Below are 19,197 nucleotides of genomic sequence, written 5' to 3' on the forward strand. Positions count from 1 at the left end.
TTCTTTTCAAACCGTGACGAATTTCGCCTTTTCCTCAGGGACTTTTGCGTGCATCCTCATGCGAAGGGTGAACCGGAGGGGCGGGCATGCCTCGGGCATTGGCGATGGTGCTGGTGGCGTTTCTGGCGCTGGGCCAGAACGCGGCTGCGGATGATCGGCTGGCGAACCAGCGCGAGCTGTTCCGGGACGCCCGGGACCGCATCGCGCAGGGCCGGGCCATGGATATCGATGCTCTGGAACAGCGCCTCAGCGGCTACCCCCTGACAGCCTACCTGCAACACGACTACCTGCTGCGTGCGCCGGGCCGCCTCGACGCCGGCCGGGCCCGCGCGTTCCTGGACGCCCACGGCGGCAGCCCGGTCGGACAACGGTTCCGGTATCGCTGGCTCCACGAGCTGGGGCGACGGGCGGACTGGCAGGAATTTCTCCACTTCTACCGCGGCGGCGGTGGTGCAACGCTGCAATGCTATGCGCTGCAGGCGCGCCGTGCCGCGCGCGGCGTGGATGACCGGTGGCTGGCACGGGCGCGGGAGCTGTGGCTGGTGGGGCAGTCCCAGCCGCGGGCCTGCGACCCGGTGTTCGCCGAGCTGTACCAGCGCGACGTACTGACCCGCGAGCAGCGTTGGGAACGTATCACCCGCAGCATGCATGCGGGCAACGCCGATCTCGCCCTGGCCCTGCGCCGGCGCCTGCACCCGGATGATCGCCCGTGGCTGGACCACTGGCTGGCGGTTGCACGGGATCCGGCAACCGCACTGGAGCAACCGGAGTTCGCCGCTGACACCCGGCGGGGCCGCCAGCTCGTGCGATTCGGTCTACAGCGGCTGGCCCGCAGCGACCGGGATGCGGCCCGCTCGCTGCTGGCGGCCTGGGCCGAGCGCGGTGTCCTGTCCGACGGTGCCCGCACGGCGCTGCGCCGCGAGATCGCCCTGCGCTCCGCCTACTCCCGGGATGAGGACGCGCTGGAGCGATTGCAGGCGCTACCGCAAGAGGCGGTAAACGACGAGGTGCGTGAGTGGCGGGCCCGGGCGGCGGTCCGGCAGCAGGACTGGGAGGCTGCCCTCGCGGCGATCGCGGACCTGGCCGGCACCCAACGGCAAACGGGAGAGTGGCGCTACTGGCAGGCGCAGGCACTCTGGCGGACGGGCGAGCGCGAGCGGGCCCGCGATGCCTTCCGGGAGCTGGCCGGGGAGCGTCACTACTACGGGTTCCTCGCGGCCGATGCCATCGGCCGGTCGTACGCCATGAATCCGCGGCAGCCCGAGGCGGAGCCGGAGAAGCAGGCGCGGCTGGCGGACCGCCCGGGGCTTCGCCGCGCCCGGGAGCTGCTCCGGGTGGGCATGATCTCCCGGGCGCGCCGGGAATGGATTACCGCCCTGGCCGGCGACGACGCGGACACGCGGGCGCAGGCGGCGATGCTGGCCCGGGACTGGGGGTGGTACGACCGGGCCATCCGCGGCGCCAACGGCGCCGGCCTCCACGACGCGCTGGGGCTGCGTTTTCCCGCGGGATTTCGCGAGACGCTCACCGCGGCCGCGGAGGCGGAGGGCCTGGACCCGGCGCTGGTGTTCGCCGTGGCGCGCAAGGAAAGCGCGTTCTCCCCGGATGCGCGCTCCCGCGCCGGAGCGCTGGGCCTGCTCCAGGTGATGCCCGCCACCGGCCGGCGGGTGGCGCGGGATCTCGGCCTTTCGCTGCCGAGCGCGGCCGACCTGCTGGATCCGGCGACCAACGCGCGCCTGGGCGCTGCCTACCTGCGGCAGATGCTGGAGCGCTTCGACGGCAATGTCATCCTGGCGGCCGCGGCCTATAACGCGGGCCCGCGGCGCGCGCAGCAGTGGGCGGAGGACAATGCCGGCCAGCCGGCCGCCGTGTGGATCGAGAACATCACCTACGGCGAGACGCGGGACTACGTCAAGAGCGTGCTGGCGTTCCGCGCCGTGTTCGACTGGCAGCTGCACGGCGAATCGCGCCGCCTGGCCGGCCTGATGCCGGCGATGCCCGGCGGTGGCGAGCTGGCCATGGGCGGCGGGCTCGCCATGCCGTCGGGCCGGGCCGGCGAGCCGGTTACCCGGTAGGGAGCCGTGTCGCGGCCTTGCCCGATCCGTCCGGTGGGCCGAGAATGTGTCCCGGGTTGCCGCCCGGCAACCCGCCCTTGGTCGCGCGGGGCCGTCAACCGGGAGGCCGCTCGATGTCCGTGTCGTCGTACCCTGAATCCCCGTGCGTGGGGCTCTGCCAGATGGATGGCGAGCGCCGGCACTGCCTCGGCTGCGGCCGTACGCTCGACGAGATCGCCTCGTGGTCGCGCATGAGCGTTGCGCAAAAGCGCGAGGTGCTGCAGCGGCTCGGCCGCGGCAGCACTACTGAGGGGACGGCGGAGGAGCCCGGCGCGAAGGATACTAGAAGCGGACGTTGACTCCCGCGGTGGCGGCGCCGAGCCGGTCGAGGTCCACGTCCACGCTGTTGCCGTCCGGGCCGCGCGGATCCGTGCGCAGCCGGGTGAACAGCTGCCGTACACCCAGCTCCAGGTCGATTCTGCGCGTGACGTCGAGGATGACGCCCGCCTGGGCGCTGACCGCCGCCATGGTGTCGAAGCTGTTGTCGCCGTCCCAGCTCAGCGTGATGGCGCCGCCGCCCACCCCCCCGAACAGGGTGACGGGGCCGCCGGCGTGCCAGAGGTAGTCGATGTTGGCGGTCAGTGACGACACTAGGTAGTCGGCCGGCCGGATCACGGTCCACTGGCCGTAGACGCGTCGGTCCCCCTCCACGACCCCGACCCGCAGGTGCCCGCCGGGCTCGTCCTCCCGCGCGACGTCCACCGCGGCGCGGTCGTCACTGTCGAAATGCAGCCGGTGCGGCCCCGTGCCGGCGCCGATGAACGGTGCGCCCGTGTCGTCTCCGGACCGGGCCGCGGCCGGCGCAGTGACAAGGACGAGAGCCAGCATGCTGGCGGTGATCAGGCCCGTGACAGCAGTGCGCATTGTCGGCTCCTGGTATCCTGCAGGACATTAAAAACGGAAGTTGACGCCCGCGTGAACCATGCGGACGTTGCGGATGTCGACGCGTCCGCTGCGCGCGCCGCCGGTGAAGCGCTGATCCATGCCGGTATGCAGATAGCGGTAGCCGATCTCCACCTGCACCAGGTCCGTGACCTCGATCAGGCCGCCGCCCCGCAAGCCGATGACCCCGCCGGAGACGGTCTCGCCGTCGGTGTTGAAATCGGCCCCGCCGCTGAACGGGTCGTCGCCCTTCCACTCAACGCGCGCGTATCCGCCGACCAGGCCCACGAAGCCGGAGAAGAGGTCGCCCCAGGGAATGAGGTAGTCCAGCGAGACCATGCCCAGCAGGAGCGTTCCCTCCTCGTAGCGGGTACGCGCCAGCTCCACGTCGTAGCGGGCCGGTCGGCCCGTGCGGCCGAGGCGCAGCAGGAAACCGTCGCTCAGGGTGTTGACGTCGCCGCCGGCGCCGCCGCCGACATGGATGTCGGACTGTGCGGTCATCCCGGAGAGGCCCGCGTACACGCGGCGATCCACCTGCAGCGCTGCCGCGCGCTCGTCCGCCGACAGCGGGGGCGCCGCCAGGGCGCCGGCGAGGAGGTAGGCGAGTGTGCCGTACAGCAGTCGTCGCATGGGGCTGCCCCGAAGGTGGCCGGATGTCGTCATTGCTTCGTCCCGGGCATCATGCCAGATAGCGAGGGCATCGGGGTCCGGGAATCATCCATCATTGCCGCGGCCGTGTCCGCGGGATCAGCGGGCCACCACGGTCTGCTGCCACCAGCCGAGCCGCGCATTGCCCACGGACAGCTCCAGCGTTCCCTCGCCGCGTATCAGCCAGGTCACCTGCCGGCGATGATTGCTGCCCCGGGAGCGCTGGAACCACGGCATGTGGCTGCTGCTGCCCTGGCCGTCGCCCCAGCCGTCCAGGGCGCCCAGTTCTCGCCGCGCCTGTTGCGGATGGGCAAGGTGGCAGTCGCGCGGATCCAGCTCGGCGGTGACCCCGTGATTCCAGGGCAGCCCGTGGCTGGACGGGATGCCGTTGGTGGCCAGGTAGCCGTGGTTGGCGATGGTCACGGTGACCTCCAGCAGGCGCTCGTCCAGGTGGCTGACCACGACCTCCTCGACCACCAGTCGCGGCAGCAGGCCCGCGACGCGGAGCCAGTACGCGGCGACTCCCTCGCATATAGCCGGCAGCGTCTCCGGCGGCGGGTTCCAGATGCCGGTCACCGGGTCCAGGCCGCCGACCTCCACGGGGCCGAGCTGCGGATGCTCCAGCGGTTGCCAGTCCCGGAAGATGCGGCCGTCGTTGTGGTCCGCGTCCCAGCGGGCGAGGTTCTCCATGTCGATGCGGGCGGCCGCGGTGTAGTGATCCACGAAGCGGGCCTGCTCCGGCATGTCGATGCGGCGGAACAGGTCCCACAGCTCGCAGACTTCCGCCAGGCAGCCGCGCTGGTGGTAGGCGAAGTCGGTGAGGTCGCCGTGCAGCGGCTGTTCCGGCTCGTAGGTGAACTCGGTGTAGCCGCTCACCGTGGGGTAGCCGGTGTAGGCCTGCGCCCACGTGGCGAGCTGCCGGTACAGCCGCCGGTCGCCCGCATCCATGCGGCTGTCCGGCGCCGCGCCCAGGGGGCGGATGAACACGCCGCCGAAGGTGTGCAGGTTGAGCCAGGCGAACAGGTTGGGGTGGGCGGCGGCGAACCGCAGCACCGCCTCGGACTCCGGCTCGCTGCCGGGGTATGCGCCGGCCCCCGTCTGCTCCGCCTCGGGGCGCCAGTCCCAGGGGAAGTTCCGGTTCAGGTCCGGCGTGTCGCTGAGCGGATCCGGCTCCGGAATGCTGAAGCCGTCATAGCCCTCGATTTCGCCTTCCGGGTAGAGCCGGTAATACGGCGGCGGGTCATCCGGATCGCGCGGCAGCATCAGCCCCGGAAAGACGCTGGAGGGAACGAAATCGCCGGCGGCGTCGCGCACGCGCAGCTGGCGGCAACGGCCGTCGCCGTCGAGGTCCATGCGCCGCCAGCGGGCGCCGGGGCGGTCCGGGTCGGACGCGCGCGGCACCGAGCGGATGAAGCCGCCGTGCGCCAGGACGGCCTCGGCACCGTCCGGGGACAGCCGCGGGGCCACGTACAGGTGCACGGCGCGCAGGGCCTCGACCAGGGGCGGCGGGAAATCCTCGCCCGCGCGCTCGGGTTCCATGTGGATGCGCAGGACGCTCTCGGCGATGGCGAGAGCGACACTGGAGCCCGCCAGCTCGGTGCCGTGCATGTTGCCGTCCACCCATGCGGCGGGCCGCGTTCTGCGGGGCTCCCGGCCGATGGTCAGCAGCCAGATGGAGCGCTCCTCCGGCGTCGTGCCGATGCTCTGCAGATGGACGATCCCGGGGAAGGCCTGGCTCCAGGCCTCGAGCTGGGCGGTGAGGGTCGCGTAATCCAGGTAGCGGTGGCGGAAGCCGTGGTCGAGCTCCTGAATGCGCGGCATGGCGGGCTCCCCGGAAGAACGCGGGAATTGTTCAGCGTTCCCTTAACGTAATAGCCGACGGCAGCGGGTTTGTCAGCGGGAGGGGATGATGTCGGGCAGCGTCTCGGCGGTCCGCTCACGCGCCAGCCGGATGAAGGCGTCGACGAAGGGCTTGTTGCGGTCCTCGTCGCGCACCGCCGCGTAGAGGGTGCTCCAGAGGCCGTTCTCGCCCAGGGGCAGGCCGTGGACGCTGGCCTGGTCCTGGTACTCGCGCAGGGCCCAGTTGGGCAGCGCGGCGACGCCGCGGCCGTTGGCGACGAGCTGCACCAGCATGACGGTCAGCTCGGCCGTGCGGCGCTCGGCCGGGTCGACGCCCGCGGGCTCCAGAAAGCGCGTATAGATATCCAGCCGGTCCGGGCAGACCGGGTACGTGATCAGGGTCTGGTCGCCCAGGTCCCGGGGAACGATCCAGCGCCGGGACGCCAGCGGAGACTGCCGCGCCACCGCCAGCAGCATCTCGTAGCGGAACAGCGGGACATAGGTCAGGCCGGTGAGCGTCTCCTCCGGGTCGGAGGTGATGACCAGGTCGACGTCGCCGCGGTACAGCGCCGGCAGCGGGTGGAAGCTGAAGCCCATGGACAGGTCCAGCTCCACGCCGGGCCAGTCCGGGCGATAGCGGTCCAGGGTGGGCATCAGCCACTCGAAGCAGCTGTGGCATTCCACGGCCATGTGCAGCCGTCCCTGCTGCCCGTCGCCGGTGCTGCGCAGCTCGGTCTCGGCGCGCTCGACTTCCGGCACGATCTCCTGGGCCAGCTGCAGGAGGCGCTCGCCGACGGGGGTCCAGCGCAGCGGGCGGGACCGGCGGAAGAACAGCGGGGTATCGAAATGGTCCTCCAGGGCGCGCAGCTGGTGGGACAGCGCCGACTGGGTGACATGCAGGGACTCGGCGGCCTGGGACAGGTTGCCGTGGTCGCGGATGGCCAGCAGGGCGCGGAGATGGCGCAGATCGAGAAACATGAAGTAATCTCATGCAAAAAATGATGAATGAGAGATTGTTTCATTCCTGGCGATGACAAACAATAGACGCCAAGTCGTGAGCAGTCCCGCCGATGCCCGCGGCTTGTCACCACCGTCCTTGAAGGGCCGGATCACCTTGCAATGGTCCGGCCCGTTTTTTTACACTCTCGACTCATTGGTTCAGGCGGGTGTAGCTCAGTTGGTAGAGCGCAACCTTGCCAAGGTTGAAGTCGTGGGTTCGAGTCCCATCACCCGCTCCAGATCCCCCGCGCCCCGGGCGCTCGAGCCCCGGGGCGTTTGTCGTTCCGGTGGAAGCCATGCCGTCCGCCCCTGAGACCCATCGACTGACCATCGGTCCCGTCGCGCGGGACCTGCCGCTGATGAGCGTGGGCTCCGGCATCCGCATCGCGGTGCTCAACATCCTGGGCGACACGGAGCTCGTGGAGACGGCGGCGACGCTGCTCGCCGGACGCCTGGCCGCGTTCGAGTACGACGCCCTGGTCACGCCGGAGGCCAAGAGCATCCCCCTGGCGCATGCCCTGTCGGTACGCACGAATCAGCCCTACGTGGTGCTGCGCAAGAGCTGGAAGGGCTACATGGGCGATGCCCTGAAGGCCACGACCCATTCCATCACCACCGGCACGGAGCAGACCCTCTACCTCGACGCCAAGGACCGCGCCCTGGTGGAAGGGCGGCGCGTGGTGCTCGTCGACGACGTCATCAGTACCGGCTCCACCTTGGACGGCATGCAGCAGGTCATGGACGCGGCCAGGGCCACGGTCGTGGCGCGGGCGGCCATCTGCACCGAGGGCGATGACCCGGGCGATGCCGTTGCCCTGGCCCATCTGCCGCTGTTCGCCGATCAGGGCTGAATCGGCAGAAAGCCCACCAGCAGCGGCAGCAGGAACGCCGTCAGCAGCCCCGCCAGGCTCAGGCCCAGGCCCGCGAATGCGCCCGCGGTGGCGCTGATGCTGAACGCCTGGGCCGTACCCAGCCCGTGCGCCGTCAGCCCCATGGCGAAGCCCTTCACGGCGTCGTCGCGGATGCGCAGCAGCCGGATCAGCGGCGGCGCCATGACGCAGCCCAGGCTGCCCGTCATGAGGACCAGAGCCGCCGTCAGCGACGGCAGGCCGCCGAGCTTCTCGGCGACCCCCATGGCGATGGGCGAGGTCACCGACTTGGGCGCCATGGACAGCAGCGTGGCCGGCCCGGCGCCCAGAAGCGCCCCGACCACGACGGCGGACAGCGCCGCCACGGCGGTGCCCGCCAGGCCGGCCACCAGCAGCGGCCCGAGCCACGCCAGGATCTGCTCCCGGTGGTCGTACAGCGGAATGGCCAGGGCCACCGTCGCCGGCCCGAGCATGAAGTGAACGAACTGCGCGCCCTCGAAGTAGGTGTCGTAGTCCGTGCCGGTGAGCAGGAGGACGGCGATGAGCAGGCCCATGGACAGCAGCACCGGGTGCAGCGCGGGGCTGCCGCCGAGGAGGTGATTGAGCCAGCTGCCGAGCGCGAACGCCGCGAGCGTCATGGTCAGCCACAGCAATGGCGACGTGGCCAGGTAGACCCAGATGCTGGTGATCTCGTCAGCCATCGCGGCGGCTCCGCAGCGCGAGCATGGCACGCAGCGCCAGCATGGTGGCGGCCAGCGTGACCGCGGTACTGATCACCAGCGCCACGCCGATGGCGAGCCAGTCCCGGGCGATGAGGGGGAAGTGCACCATCAGCCCGACCCCCGTGGGGACGAACAGCAGCGCGAGGTAGTCCAGGAGCGTGTCGCTGACGCGGCGCAGGGCCGGGGGCGGCTCCCCGTACCAGAGCAGGAAGGCGAACAGCAGGACCAGGCCGATGACCGGCCCGGGGACCGGGATTCCGGCCAGCTGCACGATGGCCTCGCCGGCCAGCTGACAGGCCAGGATTCCCAGCATGCCGTGGATCAGGTTCATGGCGTCACCGCAGGCTGATGGTGGGCCAGCCCGCCGCCTCGGCGCGGCGGCGGAGGAGGTCGTCGGGGTCCACGGCCACCGGGTGATCGACGCGCTCGAGCAGGGGCAGGTCGTTGTGCGAGTCGCTGTAGAAATGGCTGCCCCGGAGCGACTCCCGGCGCTGCGCGAGCCATTGCTCCAGGGCGTCCACCTTGCCGGCGCCGAAGGTGACGGGTCCGGTCACCTCGCCGGTGTAGCGGCCGTCGCGCTGCTCGGGCGTCGTCGCCAGCAGGTCCTCGACCTGGAACAGCTGCGCGATGGGCTCGGTGATGAAGCGGTTGGTGGCCGTGACGATCACGGTGGTGTCGCCCTGCCCCGCGTGCTCGCGTACCAGTTCCTGTGCCCGGGGCAGGACCCGGGGGCGGATCCACTCGTCCACGAACTCCCGCCGCCACGCGTGCAGCTCGCGGGGGTCGTGCCGGGCCAGCGGTGCCAGGGCGAAGCGCAGGTACTCCAGCGGGTCCAGCGTGCCTTCCTGGTACGCGCGGTAGAAGCGCTCGTTCTCGGACTCGAATACGGCCGCGTCGACGAGCTCGCGCGCAAGGAGGAAGCGCCCCCAGAGGTAGTCGCTGTCGCCGTGCAGGAGGGTGTTGTCCAGGTCGAACAAAGCCAGTGCCATATGGAACCTTTCCGGAAGAATCGCCCGCGGGATGATGGGCCCGATCCCTTCGCCCGAGGCGCCCAGTTTGCCGGTTACAGCCCGTTTGTGGAACAATGCAAATAGCGAGCCCTACAACTGGATAACGGCATAAGTGATTGATTCGGACGGCTTCAGAGCAAACGTCGGCATTATCCTCTGCAATGATGACGGCCGGGTGTTCTGGGGGCGTCGCATCGGCCAGAACGCCTGGCAGTTTCCGCAGGGCGGTATCGAGGGCCACGAGACCGCGGAGGAGGCCCTGTACCGCGAGCTGTACGAAGAGGTCGGCCTGGCGCCGGAGCATGTGCAGGTCGTCGGCGCGACAGCCGGCTGGTTGCGGTACCACCTGCCCCGGCATCTGGTGCGCAGGCACCAGCGGCCCGTGTGCATCGGGCAGAAGCAGCAGTGGTTTCTTCTGCGGCTGACCGGCGGCGAGAGCGCCGTGCGGCTCGACGCCAGCGGCTCCCCGGAGTTCGACGACTGGCGCTGGGTGGACTACTGGCGGCCGGCCCGGGATGTTGTCTTCTTCAAGCGCCATGTCTATCGCCGGGCGTTGCGTGAGCTGGCGCCGCTGCTGTTCCCGGACGGGGCACCGGCCCGGCGTGCGCCGGGGCGCAACGGCCCGGACCGGCGCCGGCGCTCGTCCGGGGGCTGATCGGCGCCCCGGCATGGGACAAGCCCCGGCCTTCCTGTAATCTTGGCGAATCGGGGACGGTGACCCTGGGGGCGTAGCCGCGTCCGCAGTGACCGTCCGGCGGGCGCGACGGGACGATTGGCATGCTCCAGACGCTTCACAGCATCATCCAGGAGGTGAACGCCGCACGCGGGCTGCAGCACGCGCTCAATATCATCGTCAAGCGCGTGGCGGACAGTACCCACGTGGATGTCTGCTCCGTCTACCTGGTGGACCAGGACACCCAGGAATTCGTCCTCATGGCCACGCGCGGGCTCAATCCGGATTCGGTGGGGCACGTGCGGCTGCGTTTCGACGAGGGCCTGGTGGGCCTGGTGGGCGAGCGCAAGGAGCCCCTGAACCTAGAGGACGCCGAGTCCCATCCGCGCTTCCGCTACTTCCCGGAGACCGGCGAGGAGAAGTTCCACTCGTTCCTGGGGGCGCCGATCATTCATTTCCGCCGCCTGCTGGGCGTGCTGGTGGTGCAGCAGGCGGCGCGGCGGCGCTTCGGCGAGGAGGAGGTGGCGTTCATCGTCACCATGGCCGCGCAGCTCTCCGGGGCCATCGCCCACAGCGAGGCCAGCGGCGGCGAGACCTCCGGCGGGCTGCCCACGCCGCTGCCGCTGACGCGGCGCGCCCTCCAGGGGGTTCCGGGCGCCCCGGGCGTGGCCTTCGGCCGGGCCATGGTCGCCTACTCGCCGGCGGACCTGTTCGCCGTGCCCGACCGGCCGGTGGAGGACGTGGAGAGCGAGGTCGCCGCGTTCCGGGCCGCGCTGCAGGCGGTGCGCGCCGAGGTGCAGGATCTCGCCGATCGGCTCGCCGACGCCATCCCCTCCGACGAGCACATGATGTTCGACGTCTACCTCAAGATGCTCGACAGCGAGAGCCTGGTGGACGGCACGGAACAGCGCATCCGCGAGGGCAACTGGGCCTGCGGCGCCCTGCGCGACAGCATCGCGCAGCACGTCAGCGTCTTCGACGAGATGGAGGACCCGTACCTGCGCGAGCGCGCCAGCGATATCCGCGACGTCGGGCGGCGGATCCTCATGCGGCTGCAGATGGACAGCGGCGATACCCGCGACGTCCCCGAGGGCACCATTCTCGTGGGCGAGGAGATCAGCGCCTCGCAGCTCGCGGAAATCCCTACCGAGCGCCTGCACGGCGTGGTGACGGCCCGCGGCTCGGGGAACTCGCACGTCGCCATCCTGGCGCGCGCGCTCAATATCCCCGCGGTCATGGGGGTGGCGGAGCTGCCCGTGGGGCGTCTGGAAAACCGCGATCTCATCGCCGACGGCTACAGCGGTCGGGTCCATATCGACCCGGACAAGCAGGTACGCAAGGAGTACCACCGGCTGGTGCGGGAGGACGCCGAGCTCTCCCAGGAGCTGCAGGTGCTCCGGGACGAGCCCGCGCAGACCCCGTGCGGTTTCCGCATGGGGCTGTACGCCAATACCGGGCTCATGGCGGATATTACCTCGTCGCTCGCCAGCGGCTGCGACGGCATCGGCCTGCACCGCACGGAATTCCCGTTCATGGTGCGCGAGCGCTTCCCCGGGGAGGACGAGCAGACGGTGGTCTACCGCCAGGTGCTGGAGCCGTTCGCGCCCCGGCCGGTGGTCCTGCGCACGCTGGACGTGGGCGGCGACAAGCCGCTGCCGTATTTCCCGGTGCGCGAGGAGAACCCCTTCCTGGGCTGGCGCGGCATCCGCCTCACGCTGGATCATCCCGAGATCTTCCTCACGCAGCTGCGGGCGATGCTGCGGGCCAACGCCGACTGCGGCAACCTGCGCATCCTGCTGCCCATGGTCAGCCGCGTCCAGGAGGTGGACGAGGCGCGCGTGCTGCTCGATCGGGCGCGGGCGGAGCTGGAGGAGGAGGGCGTCGAGATCAGCATGCCGTCCATCGGCGTCATGGTGGAGGTGCCGTCAGCGGTCTACCAGGCGGACAGCATCGCCCGGCGCGTCGACTTTCTCTCCATCGGCAGCAACGACCTTACCCAGTACCTGCTTGCGGTGGACCGCAACAATGCCCGCGTGGCCGGCCTCTACGACGAGCTGCACCCGGCGGTTCTGCAGGCCGTGCGCCAGGTGGTGGAGGCGGGCGTGCGCAACGACTGCCACGTGAGCGTCTGTGGGGCCATGGCCGGCGATCCGGCCTCGGCCATCCTTCTGCTCGGGCTGGGGGTGGAAGGGCTGAGCATGAGCGTATCCAGCCTGCTGCGGGTGAAGTGGGTGATCCGCAGCTTTACCCGCCAGCAGGCAGCGGCCCTGCTGGAAGAGGCCCTGACCCTGGAGAACCCCGCCGACGTACGCCGGCGCCTGAACCGCGCCCTGGAGGAGGCCGGGCTCGGCGGCCTCGTGCGCGCCGGCAAGTAGCCTTCCTGTCAATTGACAATCAGTCGCATTTGCATTCACACTGCAACCGTCCAATCGGGAGGTTGCCATGTACGTCTGCCTTTGCCATGCGGTTACTGATCACGACATCCGCCGGGCGGTTGTCCAGGGTGGTGCACGGACCATGCGGGATCTGCGCCATCAGCTCGGGCTGTGCGCCTGCTGCGGCCGCTGTGGTCCCGAGGCGCGCGAGGTGCTGAACCGGGCGCGCGCCACCCTCAAGGCAACCCCCGTGCACATCGAGCTGCCGCCGCTCGCGGATGAGGCCGTCGCACGCCAGTCCGCCTGAGCCGTCGCTCCGATCACCGTCCCGTCGTCCCGGCACCCGGCTCCCCTTGTGCCGTCGTCCTGTATTAGACTGTGCATATCGGCAATACCGGTATCAGCGACCAACCAGACGGGAGCCGCCTCATGAAGGGTGACGCCAAGATGATCGGGCACCTCAACAAGGTGCTCTACAACGAACTCACCGCGATCAACCAGTACTTCCTCCATTACCGCATGCTGAACGACTGGGGTCTGGAGAAGCTCGGCAGCAGTGAGTACAAGGCGTCCATCGACGAGATGCGGCACGCCGACAAGCTCATCGACCGGATCCTGTTCCTGGAAGGCATGCCGAACCTGCAGGATCTCGGCAAGCTGCTCATCGGCGAGGACGTCCGCGAGATCCTGGAATGCGACCTGCGCCTCGAGGAGCAGGGCTGTGCCGACATGCGCGAGGCCATCGCCTACGCCGAGTCGGTGGAGGACTACGCCAGCCGCGATCTTCTGGAAGAGATGCTTGCCCACGAGGAAGAGCACGTGGACTTCCTGGAAACCCAGATCGGCCTGTTCGACCGCCTCGGGCGGGAGAACTACGAGCAGTCCCAGGCCTGAATGCCGGGCCGGCCCCCCGGGGCCGGCCCGGGTGCCTCCCTACTTCACCACGATGAACAGGGCCCGGTCGCCCCGGTAGACGTGGAGCAGGAGCTCACTCTGCCCCTGGATCGCCTGCCGGAACTCGTCCATCGACGTCACCGGCCGCCGGTTCACCGACGTGATCACGTCCCCTTCCTGGAGATAGCGGGCCGCGCTGGAACCTGGTTCCACCGACGTCACCCGAACACCGTCCACCTTGCCGTGCAGTGAGGAGCTCTCGTCGAGATCCGCGAATGTGGCACCCGCCAGCGGTCCGCTGGTCGTGCCCGCGCCGGATCGCATGGCGGTCTCATCCCGTGCCTGGAGCTCGGCGGTGACCGTCTGCTCCTCGCCGTTGCGCAGGATGCGGAGACGGACCTCGTCGCCCGGTTGCATGAGACCGATGGCCTTGGCCAGGGCGTTGGGGCCTTCGATGGTCTCGTCATTGACCGCCGTGATCACGTCGCCCTGCTGCAGCCCGGCCTCTTCCGCAGCGGACCCCGGGCTGATCTGGGCGACCAGTGCGCCCTGGTCGGCATCGACGTCCATGGCGTTCGCCAGCTCCCCGGTTAGGTCCTGGACCCGGACGCCGAGCACGCCGCGCCGGATCTCGCCGTGCTCGATGAGCTGCTCCATGACGGTCTGGGCCATGTTGATCGGCACGGCGAAGCCGATGCCGATATTGCCGCCGCTGCGCGACAGGATGGCCGTGTTGATGCCCACGACGTCGCCGTTCAGGTCCACCAGTGCGCCACCGGAGTTGCCGGGATTGATGGAGGCATCGGTCTGGATGAAGTCCTGGATGCGTGCCTGGGATGCGCGCCCGGACAGGCTGCGGCCGAGCCCGCTGACGATGCCGCTGGTGACGGTGTGGTCCAGTCCGAACGGGTTGCCCAGCGCCAGCACGTAATCGCCGGTGCGGAGCGTGTCGGAGTCACCCAGCGTTGCTTCCTCCAGGTTGTTGGCATCGATGCGGATGACCGCGATGTCGGTTTCCGGATCCGAGCCGATCACTTCGGCCTCGAACTCGCGGTTGTCCTGCAGGCCCACCGTGATCTGGTCGGCGTTGGCGATGACGTGGTGATTGGTGAGGATGTAGCCCTCGTCGGCGTCCACGATGACGCCGGATCCCAGGGACTGCACTTCACGCTGCCGCCGCTCGCGGGGGAGCTCATCGAAGAACTCCCGGAAGAACGGGTGCCGCATCAGCGGATGCTGCTCGGCTTCCACGGTTCCCCGGGTGGCGATGTTGACCACCGCCGGCGACACCTCCTCGACCAGCGGGGCGAGGGTCGGCTGCCCGTTGCCGCTGCTGCCCGCCGACGGCAGCGCGGCATGTACGGGCGAGGCCGCCAGTGCCGCAATCAGGGCCACGCTGGCCAGAACGCGTTGCACGTGTTTCATGGGATCGCTCTCCTCTTCGGTTGCCATTGATCTCCGCGATGGAGTCACTCATGTCTCCATCGACAGGCGATCCGCGCGGACTGTTCCGGTATGGGGCATGGTCGCTTGACCGGTTCAGGCCGGTAATATAAACAGGACCGTGCGTTGCCCGGGCAGCGCCGGAACGTCATCGACAGGGCACGAGCCCCGTTAACAGAACCCGCTGGGGGCTTGTGAGGCAGAGCCGGCATTCGGCACAAGGGAGTAGAGAACAATGAAGAAATCGATACAGTCAGGAACGGGAGCGGCACTCGTCGCGGCGGCACTGCTGGCCGGGGCATCTGCGGCCATGGCCCAGGAGCCGAACTGGCAGGCGGTGCCGACGTATACCACGACCAATCTGCAGTCCGGATTCACGCCGGACCCGTGGACGCTGAAGATCGATGCCGGGGGGAACAACTCGGTATCCGGCTCCCTGGGGCCGAACTGCACCGGCTACATCCACGCCGCGGCGCCGGATGTCGATCTCAACTACAGGCCGGGGGAGTACTCCCTCTATATCCGTGCGCGCAGCTCGGCGGATACCACGCTCGTGGTCTACGGGCCCGACCGGCGCTGGTACTGCAACGACGATCGGGAGGGGCTGGATCCGGTGGTGACCTTCAACAACCCCCAGGGCGGCAACTACAACATCTGGGTGGGCGTGCACGGCTCGAACAGCCTGGAGCCGGCGACTCTGGAGATCACCGAGATGAATCCGGGGCAGTAATCGGGTAGTGCGTCTGCGGGCCGGGTGCGCCCGGCCCGTCAAAAGGGTTTGACCACCGCCAGCACGACGATGGCGACCAGCAGGAGCACCGGTACCTCGTTGAATACGCGGTACCACCGGTGGCTCCGCTGGTTGCGGTCGTCGCGGAACTGCCGGACCAGCCGCCCGCACCACAGGTGGTAGCCCACCAGTACCAGGACCAGCACCAGCTTGGCGTGCATCCAGCCCTGCTGAAGCCACGCCGGGTTGAGCACCAGCAGGGCAATGCCCAGGCCGATGGCCGCCACGGCGCTCGGGGTCATGATGCCCCGGTAGAGCTTGCGCTCCATGACCTTGAAGCGTTCGCGGCCCGGAGTGTCGTCCGCCATGGCGTGATAGACGAACAGCCGCGGCAGGTAGAAGATGGCGGCGAACCAGGTGACCACGGCAACCAGGTGAAAGGCCTTGAGCCAGGGATACGCCATGAGCGGCTCAGCCTCGCGCCGAATCCGCCAGGGCGACCGGTTCGCCGGGAACCATGCGCTCCAGCCGATCCCGCAGCCGCTCCATGTCCAGCATCCCCAGGCGCCGCTGCCGGATCTCGCCGTCGGGGCCCAGGACAAAGGTGGTGGGTGTTACGCGGATGTCGCCGAACGCCCGCGCGATGCTGCCTCCCCGGTCCAGGACGACGCGGTACGGGAGGTTGCGCTCCTCGGCCATGGCCCGCACCTGCTCGGGCGGGTCGTACGCCATGGCGACGGCGATGATCTCGAAGCCGCGGGGATGGAACGTCTCGTACAGCTCCTTCAGATGGGGGATCTCCTCCACGCAGGTCGTACAGGTCGTGGCCCAGAAGGTGACGATGGTGGGCTGGCCGCGGAGATCCGCCAGGGTAAAGCGCTCGCCGTCCAGGGTCTCCAGCCGGACCTCGGGAGCGCGCTCGCCCTGCCAGGGTGCGACCCAGGCGAGGCCTGCGGCGATTACGACGACGACGGCAGCGAGGCCGCTCCAGAAGTCCTTGCGCTTGATCATCGGGTTCTCTGCATCAGGGTCTCGACCCGGCGGATTGTACAGCCGCGACCATCTGCCCCGCCACAGACGGTACACATGCTGCAGACCCCGACGGCGACCGGTGGGTTCCCCTGATCTGGCTCACGGTCCGGAGGCGGCGTACAATGACAGGCCCCCAGGGCGGGGCTTGATGCACGGCGGAGCGCTCCGAGGTGAGTTGATGATCAGCGTTGGCATTGTAGGTGGTACCGGCTACACGGGGTTCGAGCTGCTGCGGCTGCTGGCGGGGCACCCGGAGGTCCGCCTGCGTGCGATCACCTCCCGTGCGGAATCCGGCGCACCCGTGGACTCGGTCTTCCCGGGGCTGCGCGGCCACGTCGATCTCCGCTTCTCCGAGCCGGACCCGGGCGAGCTGGCCGGCTGCGACCTGGTGTTCTTCGCCACGCCCAACGGCACCGCCATGGGCATGGTGCCGGAGCTCCTGGCCGCGGGCACCCGCGTGATCGATCTTGCCGCGGATTTCCGCTTGCACGACGCGGCCGCCTGGGAGCATTGGTACGGCATGCCGCACGCCTGTCCGGAGCTCCTCGAGGAAGCCGTCTACGGGCTGCCGGAGATGCACCGGGAGACCATCCGGCAGGCACGGCTGGTCGCCAACCCGGGCTGTTACCCGACGGCGGTGGCCCTGGGCTGGCTGCCGCTCATCGAGGCCGGGCTGGTGGACGTCGATACCCTTATCGCCGACTGCAAGTCCGGCGTGTCCGGAGCCGGGCGCAAGGCCCAGGTGCCGATGCTGTTCGGCGAGGCCAACGAGAACTTCCGGGCCTACGGCGCGGCCGGTCATCGCCACCTGGCCGAGATCCGGCAGACCCTGGAGGATCTCAGCGGCGGGGCGGTCGGCCTGACCTTCCTGCCGCACCTCGTTCCCATGACGCGGGGCATGCAGGCGAGCCTCTATGCGCCGCTGCGTTCCGGGGCGCCCGACCTGCAGGCGCTGTATGAGCGCCGGTATGCCGGGGAGCCGTTCGTGGACGTGCTCCCGGCGGGCAGCCACCCCGAGACCCGCACGGTACGCGGGACCAATCTCTGCCGGATTGCGGTGCACCCGCCCCAGGACGGACGCACGGCCATCGTGCTGTCGGTCATCGACAACCTGACCAAGGGTGCTGCGAGCCAGGCCGTACAGAACATGAACCTGATGTGCGGCCTGCCGGAGACGGCAGGCCTGGAAGCCGTTCCGGTCCTGCCCTGAAGGGGCTGCGGGCACGCTTCGGGCCCGCGCCCAAGTTGACGGTCCCGCGCGCCGGGAGGAGAATGGATACAGAGCGGTCTGAATTGCGGGCGCGCGGGTATTGCCCGGGCTCGACCGTTGCGAAGGACCAGAATTGACCCATCCGGAGGCCCGATCCATGGCGGAAGCAGCTGTTGAGCAGGATGCGCCGCTGGTCTTCACCGACAGCGCGGCGAACAAGGTGCGAGAGCTCCTCGACGAGGAGAACAACGAGGCGCTGAAGCTGCGTGTCTACGTCGCCGGAGGGGGGTGCTCGGGGTTCCAGTACGGCTTCACCTTCGATGAGAACGTGGAAGACGGCGACGCATCCATGGAGAAAAACGGCGTCACCCTCTTGGTCGACCCCATGAGCGCGCAGTACCTGATGGGCGCCGAGATCGACTACGTGGAAGGCATTGAAGGCGCCCAGTTCGTGATCCGCAACCCCAACGCGACCACCACCTGCGGCTGCGGCTCCTCGTTCGCCGTCTGAGCCCGGCGCGCAACCACCCTCTCAGGAATAGACCGCACCCAGGGTGACCGGCCGCCGGGCACCGGTCACCGCGGGCACGTTGCCGGCGCGCCCGGACAGGCGTGCCCAGGCCAGCCAGGCGAAGCCCGCCGCTTCCACCCATTGCGCATCCATGCCGGCCGTGTCGGTCGCGGCGACGGGGATGCCGGGTAGGGCGGTGCGCAGCCGGGCCATGAGGTCGTCGTTCCTTGCGCCGCCGCCGCACACGAGCACGCGGTCCGCCGCGGGCACGGCGGCATGCAGCGCGTCCGCGATGGTACCGGCGGTGAGCTCCGCCAGGGTCGCCTGCACGGTGGCAGCCGGCCACGCCTCGACGCCGGCCGCCGCGAGCCATTCCGCGTTGAAGTGGTCACGCCCCGTGCTCTTGGGCGGCGGGCGCCGGAAGTAGGGATCCCGGCGGAGGACAGCCAGGAGCTCGGGGGCGATATCGCCCGAGGCGGCCCAGGCGCCGCCGGCGTCGAAAGCACCGCCGCGGTGGCGGCGGTGCCAGTCGTCCAGCAGCACATTCCCCGGGCCGGTATCGAATCCGGTGATCTCGCCGGGCCGGGAACGCTCGGGCAGGCAGGTGATATTGGCCATGCCGCCGATGTTGACGACCACGCGATCCTCGTCCGGGTCGGCGAAGAAGGCGTGATGGAACGCCGGCGCCAGCGGCGCCCCTTGCCCGCCGGCGGCCATGTCGCCGCGCCGGAAATCCGCCACCACCGCGATGCCCGTCGCCTGGGCCAGCCGGGATGGATCCCCGATCTGGAAGGTGCCCGGAGGCACCCGGTCGGGAGCGTGCCACACCGTCTGGCCGTGGCTGCCGATCGCCCGGATCTGCGCCGCCGTGACGCCGGTCGTCTCCAGTAGCTGATTCACCGCCCCGGCGAAGATGTCCCCGAGAGAGGCGTCCAGCGCCATGATCTCGGCCAGCGGGCTGGAGTCGTTGATCGCGAGCAGCCGGTCGCGCAACGCCGCCGGCAGGGGCGCGGAGTGCGTGCCGAAGACCGTCGCGCGCCGGCCGTCGGTATCGAGGACCACGGCGTCGACGGCGTCCATGCTGGTGCCGGTCATGAGTCCGACGTACAAGGGCTCGGGCATGGGCGTGCTCCCGGGTTGACTGATATAGGCCGGATAGTACGCGCACAGCCGTGCGGAAAGCCACGCCCGCTCCTGTTAGAATGCCGCGCTCCACAGCAGGGGAGAATGGCATGGTCGACGTGGA

22 protein-coding genes and 1 tRNA gene (1 of these 23 only partly in view) are annotated in these 19,197 nt (G+C 69.6%); 12 read left to right on the plus strand and 11 right to left on the minus strand.

Annotation, left to right across the window (positions count from 1 at the left end; all coding sequences use genetic code 11):
* Positions 1–86: 86 nt before the first annotated feature.
* Positions 87–2,075, plus strand: coding sequence for a transglycosylase SLT domain-containing protein (locus QWY84_RS05165; protein WP_290201380.1), 1,989 nt, complete (start codon positions 87–89; stop codon positions 2,073–2,075).
* Positions 2,076–2,188: 113 nt separating this feature from the next.
* Complete coding sequence (locus tag QWY84_RS05170) at positions 2,189–2,413, plus strand: DUF1289 domain-containing protein (protein ID WP_290201381.1); 225 nt, start codon at positions 2,189–2,191, stop codon at positions 2,411–2,413.
* Here the strand turns inward: QWY84_RS05170 and QWY84_RS05175 are convergent.
* The 4 genes from QWY84_RS05175 to QWY84_RS05190 all read right to left on the minus strand — a co-directional run bounded on the left by QWY84_RS05175 (position 2,397) and on the right by QWY84_RS05190 (position 6,461).
* Entirely contained in the window at positions 2,397–2,978 is a 582-nt protein-coding gene (locus QWY84_RS05175; RefSeq protein WP_290201382.1) for a hypothetical protein, read from the minus strand. The genes QWY84_RS05170 and QWY84_RS05175 overlap by 17 nt on opposite strands.
* Positions 2,979–3,005: 27 nt before the next feature.
* Positions 3,006–3,626, minus strand: coding sequence for a hypothetical protein (locus tag QWY84_RS05180; protein ID WP_290201383.1), 621 nt, complete (start codon positions 3,624–3,626; stop codon positions 3,006–3,008).
* Between the two features lie 117 nt (positions 3,627–3,743).
* Positions 3,744–5,465 carry a M14 family metallopeptidase gene (locus tag QWY84_RS05185; protein ID WP_290201384.1) on the minus strand — a complete coding sequence of 574 codons (1,722 nt, stop codon included), beginning with the start codon at positions 5,463–5,465 and terminating at the stop codon, positions 3,744–3,746.
* A gap of 72 nt (positions 5,466–5,537) precedes the next feature.
* The gene (locus QWY84_RS05190) at positions 5,538–6,461 is read right to left on the minus strand and encodes a LysR family transcriptional regulator (protein ID WP_290201385.1); all 924 of its coding nucleotides are present in this window, start codon (positions 6,459–6,461) and stop codon (positions 5,538–5,540) included.
* Between the two features lie 184 nt (positions 6,462–6,645).
* On the opposite strand from QWY84_RS05190, the gene QWY84_RS05195 reads away from it, so the two are divergent.
* Together QWY84_RS05195 and QWY84_RS05200 are read left to right on the plus strand one after the other, a co-directional pair.
* A tRNA-Gly gene (locus tag QWY84_RS05195) sits at positions 6,646–6,721 on the plus strand.
* 57 nt (positions 6,722–6,778) lie between these two features.
* Positions 6,779–7,333: a phosphoribosyltransferase family protein gene (locus tag QWY84_RS05200; RefSeq protein ID WP_290201386.1), complete on the plus strand. Its 555-nt coding sequence runs from the start codon at positions 6,779–6,781 to the stop codon at positions 7,331–7,333.
* On the opposite strand, the gene QWY84_RS05205 is transcribed toward QWY84_RS05200, so the two are convergent.
* From QWY84_RS05205 to QWY84_RS05215, 3 genes are read right to left on the minus strand one after another with little or no spacing between them, the layout of a single operon-like run.
* Positions 7,324–8,052, minus strand: a complete 729-nt coding sequence (locus tag QWY84_RS05205; protein ID WP_290201387.1) for an LrgB family protein — start codon at positions 8,050–8,052, stop codon at positions 7,324–7,326. The genes QWY84_RS05200 and QWY84_RS05205 overlap by 10 nt on opposite strands.
* Entirely contained in the window at positions 8,045–8,404 is a 360-nt protein-coding gene (locus QWY84_RS05210) for a CidA/LrgA family protein (RefSeq protein WP_290201388.1), read from the minus strand. The genes QWY84_RS05205 and QWY84_RS05210 overlap by 8 nt, the downstream gene beginning before the upstream one ends.
* 4 nt (positions 8,405–8,408) lie before the next feature.
* Positions 8,409–9,062: a histidinol-phosphatase gene (locus QWY84_RS05215; RefSeq protein WP_290201389.1), complete on the minus strand. Its 654-nt coding sequence runs from the start codon at positions 9,060–9,062 to the stop codon at positions 8,409–8,411.
* Positions 9,063–9,195: 133 nt separating this feature from the next.
* On the opposite strand from QWY84_RS05215, the gene QWY84_RS05220 reads away from it, so the two are divergent.
* The 4 genes from QWY84_RS05220 to bfr all read left to right on the plus strand — a co-directional run bounded on the left by QWY84_RS05220 (position 9,196) and on the right by bfr (position 13,025).
* On the plus strand, positions 9,196–9,738 hold the full coding sequence (locus tag QWY84_RS05220) for an RNA pyrophosphohydrolase (RefSeq protein ID WP_290201390.1): 543 nt from the start codon (positions 9,196–9,198) through the stop codon (positions 9,736–9,738).
* A 122-nt stretch (positions 9,739–9,860) separates the two neighbouring features.
* Positions 9,861–12,131: a phosphoenolpyruvate--protein phosphotransferase gene (gene ptsP / locus QWY84_RS05225; RefSeq protein ID WP_290201391.1), complete on the plus strand. Its 2,271-nt coding sequence runs from the start codon at positions 9,861–9,863 to the stop codon at positions 12,129–12,131.
* A gap of 67 nt (positions 12,132–12,198) precedes the next feature.
* The gene (locus QWY84_RS05230; protein WP_290201392.1) at positions 12,199–12,438 is read left to right on the plus strand and encodes a bacterioferritin-associated ferredoxin; all 240 of its coding nucleotides are present in this window, start codon (positions 12,199–12,201) and stop codon (positions 12,436–12,438) included.
* A 122-nt stretch (positions 12,439–12,560) separates the two neighbouring features.
* Entirely contained in the window at positions 12,561–13,025 is a 465-nt protein-coding gene (bfr, locus tag QWY84_RS05235; RefSeq protein ID WP_290201393.1) for a bacterioferritin, read from the plus strand.
* A 39-nt stretch (positions 13,026–13,064) separates the two neighbouring features.
* Here bfr and QWY84_RS05240 read toward each other — a convergent pair whose 3' ends face one another.
* Positions 13,065–14,450, minus strand: a complete 1,386-nt coding sequence (locus QWY84_RS05240) for a DegQ family serine endoprotease (RefSeq protein WP_290201394.1) — start codon at positions 14,448–14,450, stop codon at positions 13,065–13,067.
* Positions 14,451–14,703: 253 nt separating this feature from the next.
* Between QWY84_RS05240 and QWY84_RS05245 the strand changes: the two genes are divergently transcribed.
* Entirely contained in the window at positions 14,704–15,198 is a 495-nt protein-coding gene (locus tag QWY84_RS05245; protein WP_290201395.1) for a hypothetical protein, read from the plus strand.
* Positions 15,199–15,236: 38 nt separating this feature from the next.
* Here the strand turns inward: QWY84_RS05245 and hemJ are convergent, their stop codons facing one another.
* Together hemJ and QWY84_RS05255 are read right to left on the minus strand one after the other, a co-directional pair.
* Positions 15,237–15,662 (minus strand): protoporphyrinogen oxidase HemJ, encoded by a 426-nt coding sequence (gene hemJ, locus QWY84_RS05250; RefSeq protein WP_290201396.1) that lies wholly within the window; start codon positions 15,660–15,662, stop codon positions 15,237–15,239.
* Between the two features lie 7 nt (positions 15,663–15,669).
* The gene (locus tag QWY84_RS05255) at positions 15,670–16,209 is read right to left on the minus strand and encodes a peroxiredoxin family protein (protein WP_290201397.1); all 540 of its coding nucleotides are present in this window, start codon (positions 16,207–16,209) and stop codon (positions 15,670–15,672) included.
* 199 nt (positions 16,210–16,408) lie between these two features.
* On the opposite strand from QWY84_RS05255, the gene argC reads away from it, so the two are divergent.
* Positions 16,409–17,440 (plus strand): N-acetyl-gamma-glutamyl-phosphate reductase, encoded by a 1,032-nt coding sequence (gene argC / locus QWY84_RS05260; protein WP_290201398.1) that lies wholly within the window; start codon positions 16,409–16,411, stop codon positions 17,438–17,440.
* Positions 17,441–17,597: 157 nt separating this feature from the next.
* Positions 17,598–17,951 carry an iron-sulfur cluster insertion protein ErpA gene (gene erpA / locus QWY84_RS05265; protein WP_290201399.1) on the plus strand — a complete coding sequence of 118 codons (354 nt, stop codon included), beginning with the start codon at positions 17,598–17,600 and terminating at the stop codon, positions 17,949–17,951.
* A 21-nt stretch (positions 17,952–17,972) separates the two neighbouring features.
* Here the strand turns inward: erpA and QWY84_RS05270 are convergent, their stop codons facing one another.
* Positions 17,973–19,073, minus strand: a complete 1,101-nt coding sequence (locus tag QWY84_RS05270; protein ID WP_290201400.1) for an anhydro-N-acetylmuramic acid kinase — start codon at positions 19,071–19,073, stop codon at positions 17,973–17,975.
* 110 nt (positions 19,074–19,183) lie between these two features.
* Between QWY84_RS05270 and tyrS the strand changes: the two genes are divergently transcribed.
* Positions 19,184–19,197: the 5' portion of a tyrosine--tRNA ligase gene (gene tyrS, locus QWY84_RS05275; protein WP_290201401.1), read on the plus strand. The gene runs 1,195 nt beyond the window's last position; the window shows 14 of its 1,209 coding nt (coding positions 1–14); its start codon is at positions 19,184–19,186; the stop codon falls past the right edge of the window.

The sequence above is a fragment of the Aquisalimonas lutea genome (assembly GCF_030409225.1).
Classification (GTDB): Bacteria; Pseudomonadota; Gammaproteobacteria; order Nitrococcales; family Aquisalimonadaceae; genus Aquisalimonas; species Aquisalimonas lutea.

Coding starts and splice junctions, on each gene's coding strand:
- QWY84_RS05210 (WP_290201388.1), bottom strand. CDS start 8,404: ATGAACCTGATCCACGGCATGCTGGGAATCCTGGCCTGTCAGCTGGCC.
- QWY84_RS05205 (WP_290201387.1), bottom strand. CDS start 8,052: ATGGCTGACGAGATCACCAGCATCTGGGTCTACCTGGCCACGTCGCCA.
- erpA (WP_290201399.1), top strand. CDS start 17,598: ATGGCGGAAGCAGCTGTTGAGCAGGATGCGCCGCTGGTCTTCACCGAC.
- QWY84_RS05255 (WP_290201397.1), bottom strand. CDS start 16,209: ATGATCAAGCGCAAGGACTTCTGGAGCGGCCTCGCTGCCGTCGTCGTC.
- QWY84_RS05185 (WP_290201384.1), bottom strand. CDS start 5,465: ATGCCGCGCATTCAGGAGCTCGACCACGGCTTCCGCCACCGCTACCTG.
- QWY84_RS05270 (WP_290201400.1), bottom strand. CDS start 19,073: ATGCCCGAGCCCTTGTACGTCGGACTCATGACCGGCACCAGCATGGAC.
- argC (WP_290201398.1), top strand. CDS start 16,409: ATGATCAGCGTTGGCATTGTAGGTGGTACCGGCTACACGGGGTTCGAG.
- QWY84_RS05190 (WP_290201385.1), bottom strand. CDS start 6,461: ATGTTTCTCGATCTGCGCCATCTCCGCGCCCTGCTGGCCATCCGCGAC.
- QWY84_RS05180 (WP_290201383.1), bottom strand. CDS start 3,626: ATGCGACGACTGCTGTACGGCACACTCGCCTACCTCCTCGCCGGCGCC.
- bfr (WP_290201393.1), top strand. CDS start 12,561: ATGAAGGGTGACGCCAAGATGATCGGGCACCTCAACAAGGTGCTCTAC.
- ptsP (WP_290201391.1), top strand. CDS start 9,861: ATGCTCCAGACGCTTCACAGCATCATCCAGGAGGTGAACGCCGCACGC.
- QWY84_RS05215 (WP_290201389.1), bottom strand. CDS start 9,062: ATGGCACTGGCTTTGTTCGACCTGGACAACACCCTCCTGCACGGCGAC.
- hemJ (WP_290201396.1), bottom strand. CDS start 15,662: ATGGCGTATCCCTGGCTCAAGGCCTTTCACCTGGTTGCCGTGGTCACC.
- QWY84_RS05240 (WP_290201394.1), bottom strand. CDS start 14,450: ATGAAACACGTGCAACGCGTTCTGGCCAGCGTGGCCCTGATTGCGGCA.
- QWY84_RS05200 (WP_290201386.1), top strand. CDS start 6,779: ATGCCGTCCGCCCCTGAGACCCATCGACTGACCATCGGTCCCGTCGCG.
- QWY84_RS05165 (WP_290201380.1), top strand. CDS start 87: ATGCCTCGGGCATTGGCGATGGTGCTGGTGGCGTTTCTGGCGCTGGGC.
- QWY84_RS05170 (WP_290201381.1), top strand. CDS start 2,189: ATGTCCGTGTCGTCGTACCCTGAATCCCCGTGCGTGGGGCTCTGCCAG.
- QWY84_RS05245 (WP_290201395.1), top strand. CDS start 14,704: ATGAAGAAATCGATACAGTCAGGAACGGGAGCGGCACTCGTCGCGGCG.
- QWY84_RS05175 (WP_290201382.1), bottom strand. CDS start 2,978: ATGCGCACTGCTGTCACGGGCCTGATCACCGCCAGCATGCTGGCTCTC.
- QWY84_RS05230 (WP_290201392.1), top strand. CDS start 12,199: ATGTACGTCTGCCTTTGCCATGCGGTTACTGATCACGACATCCGCCGG.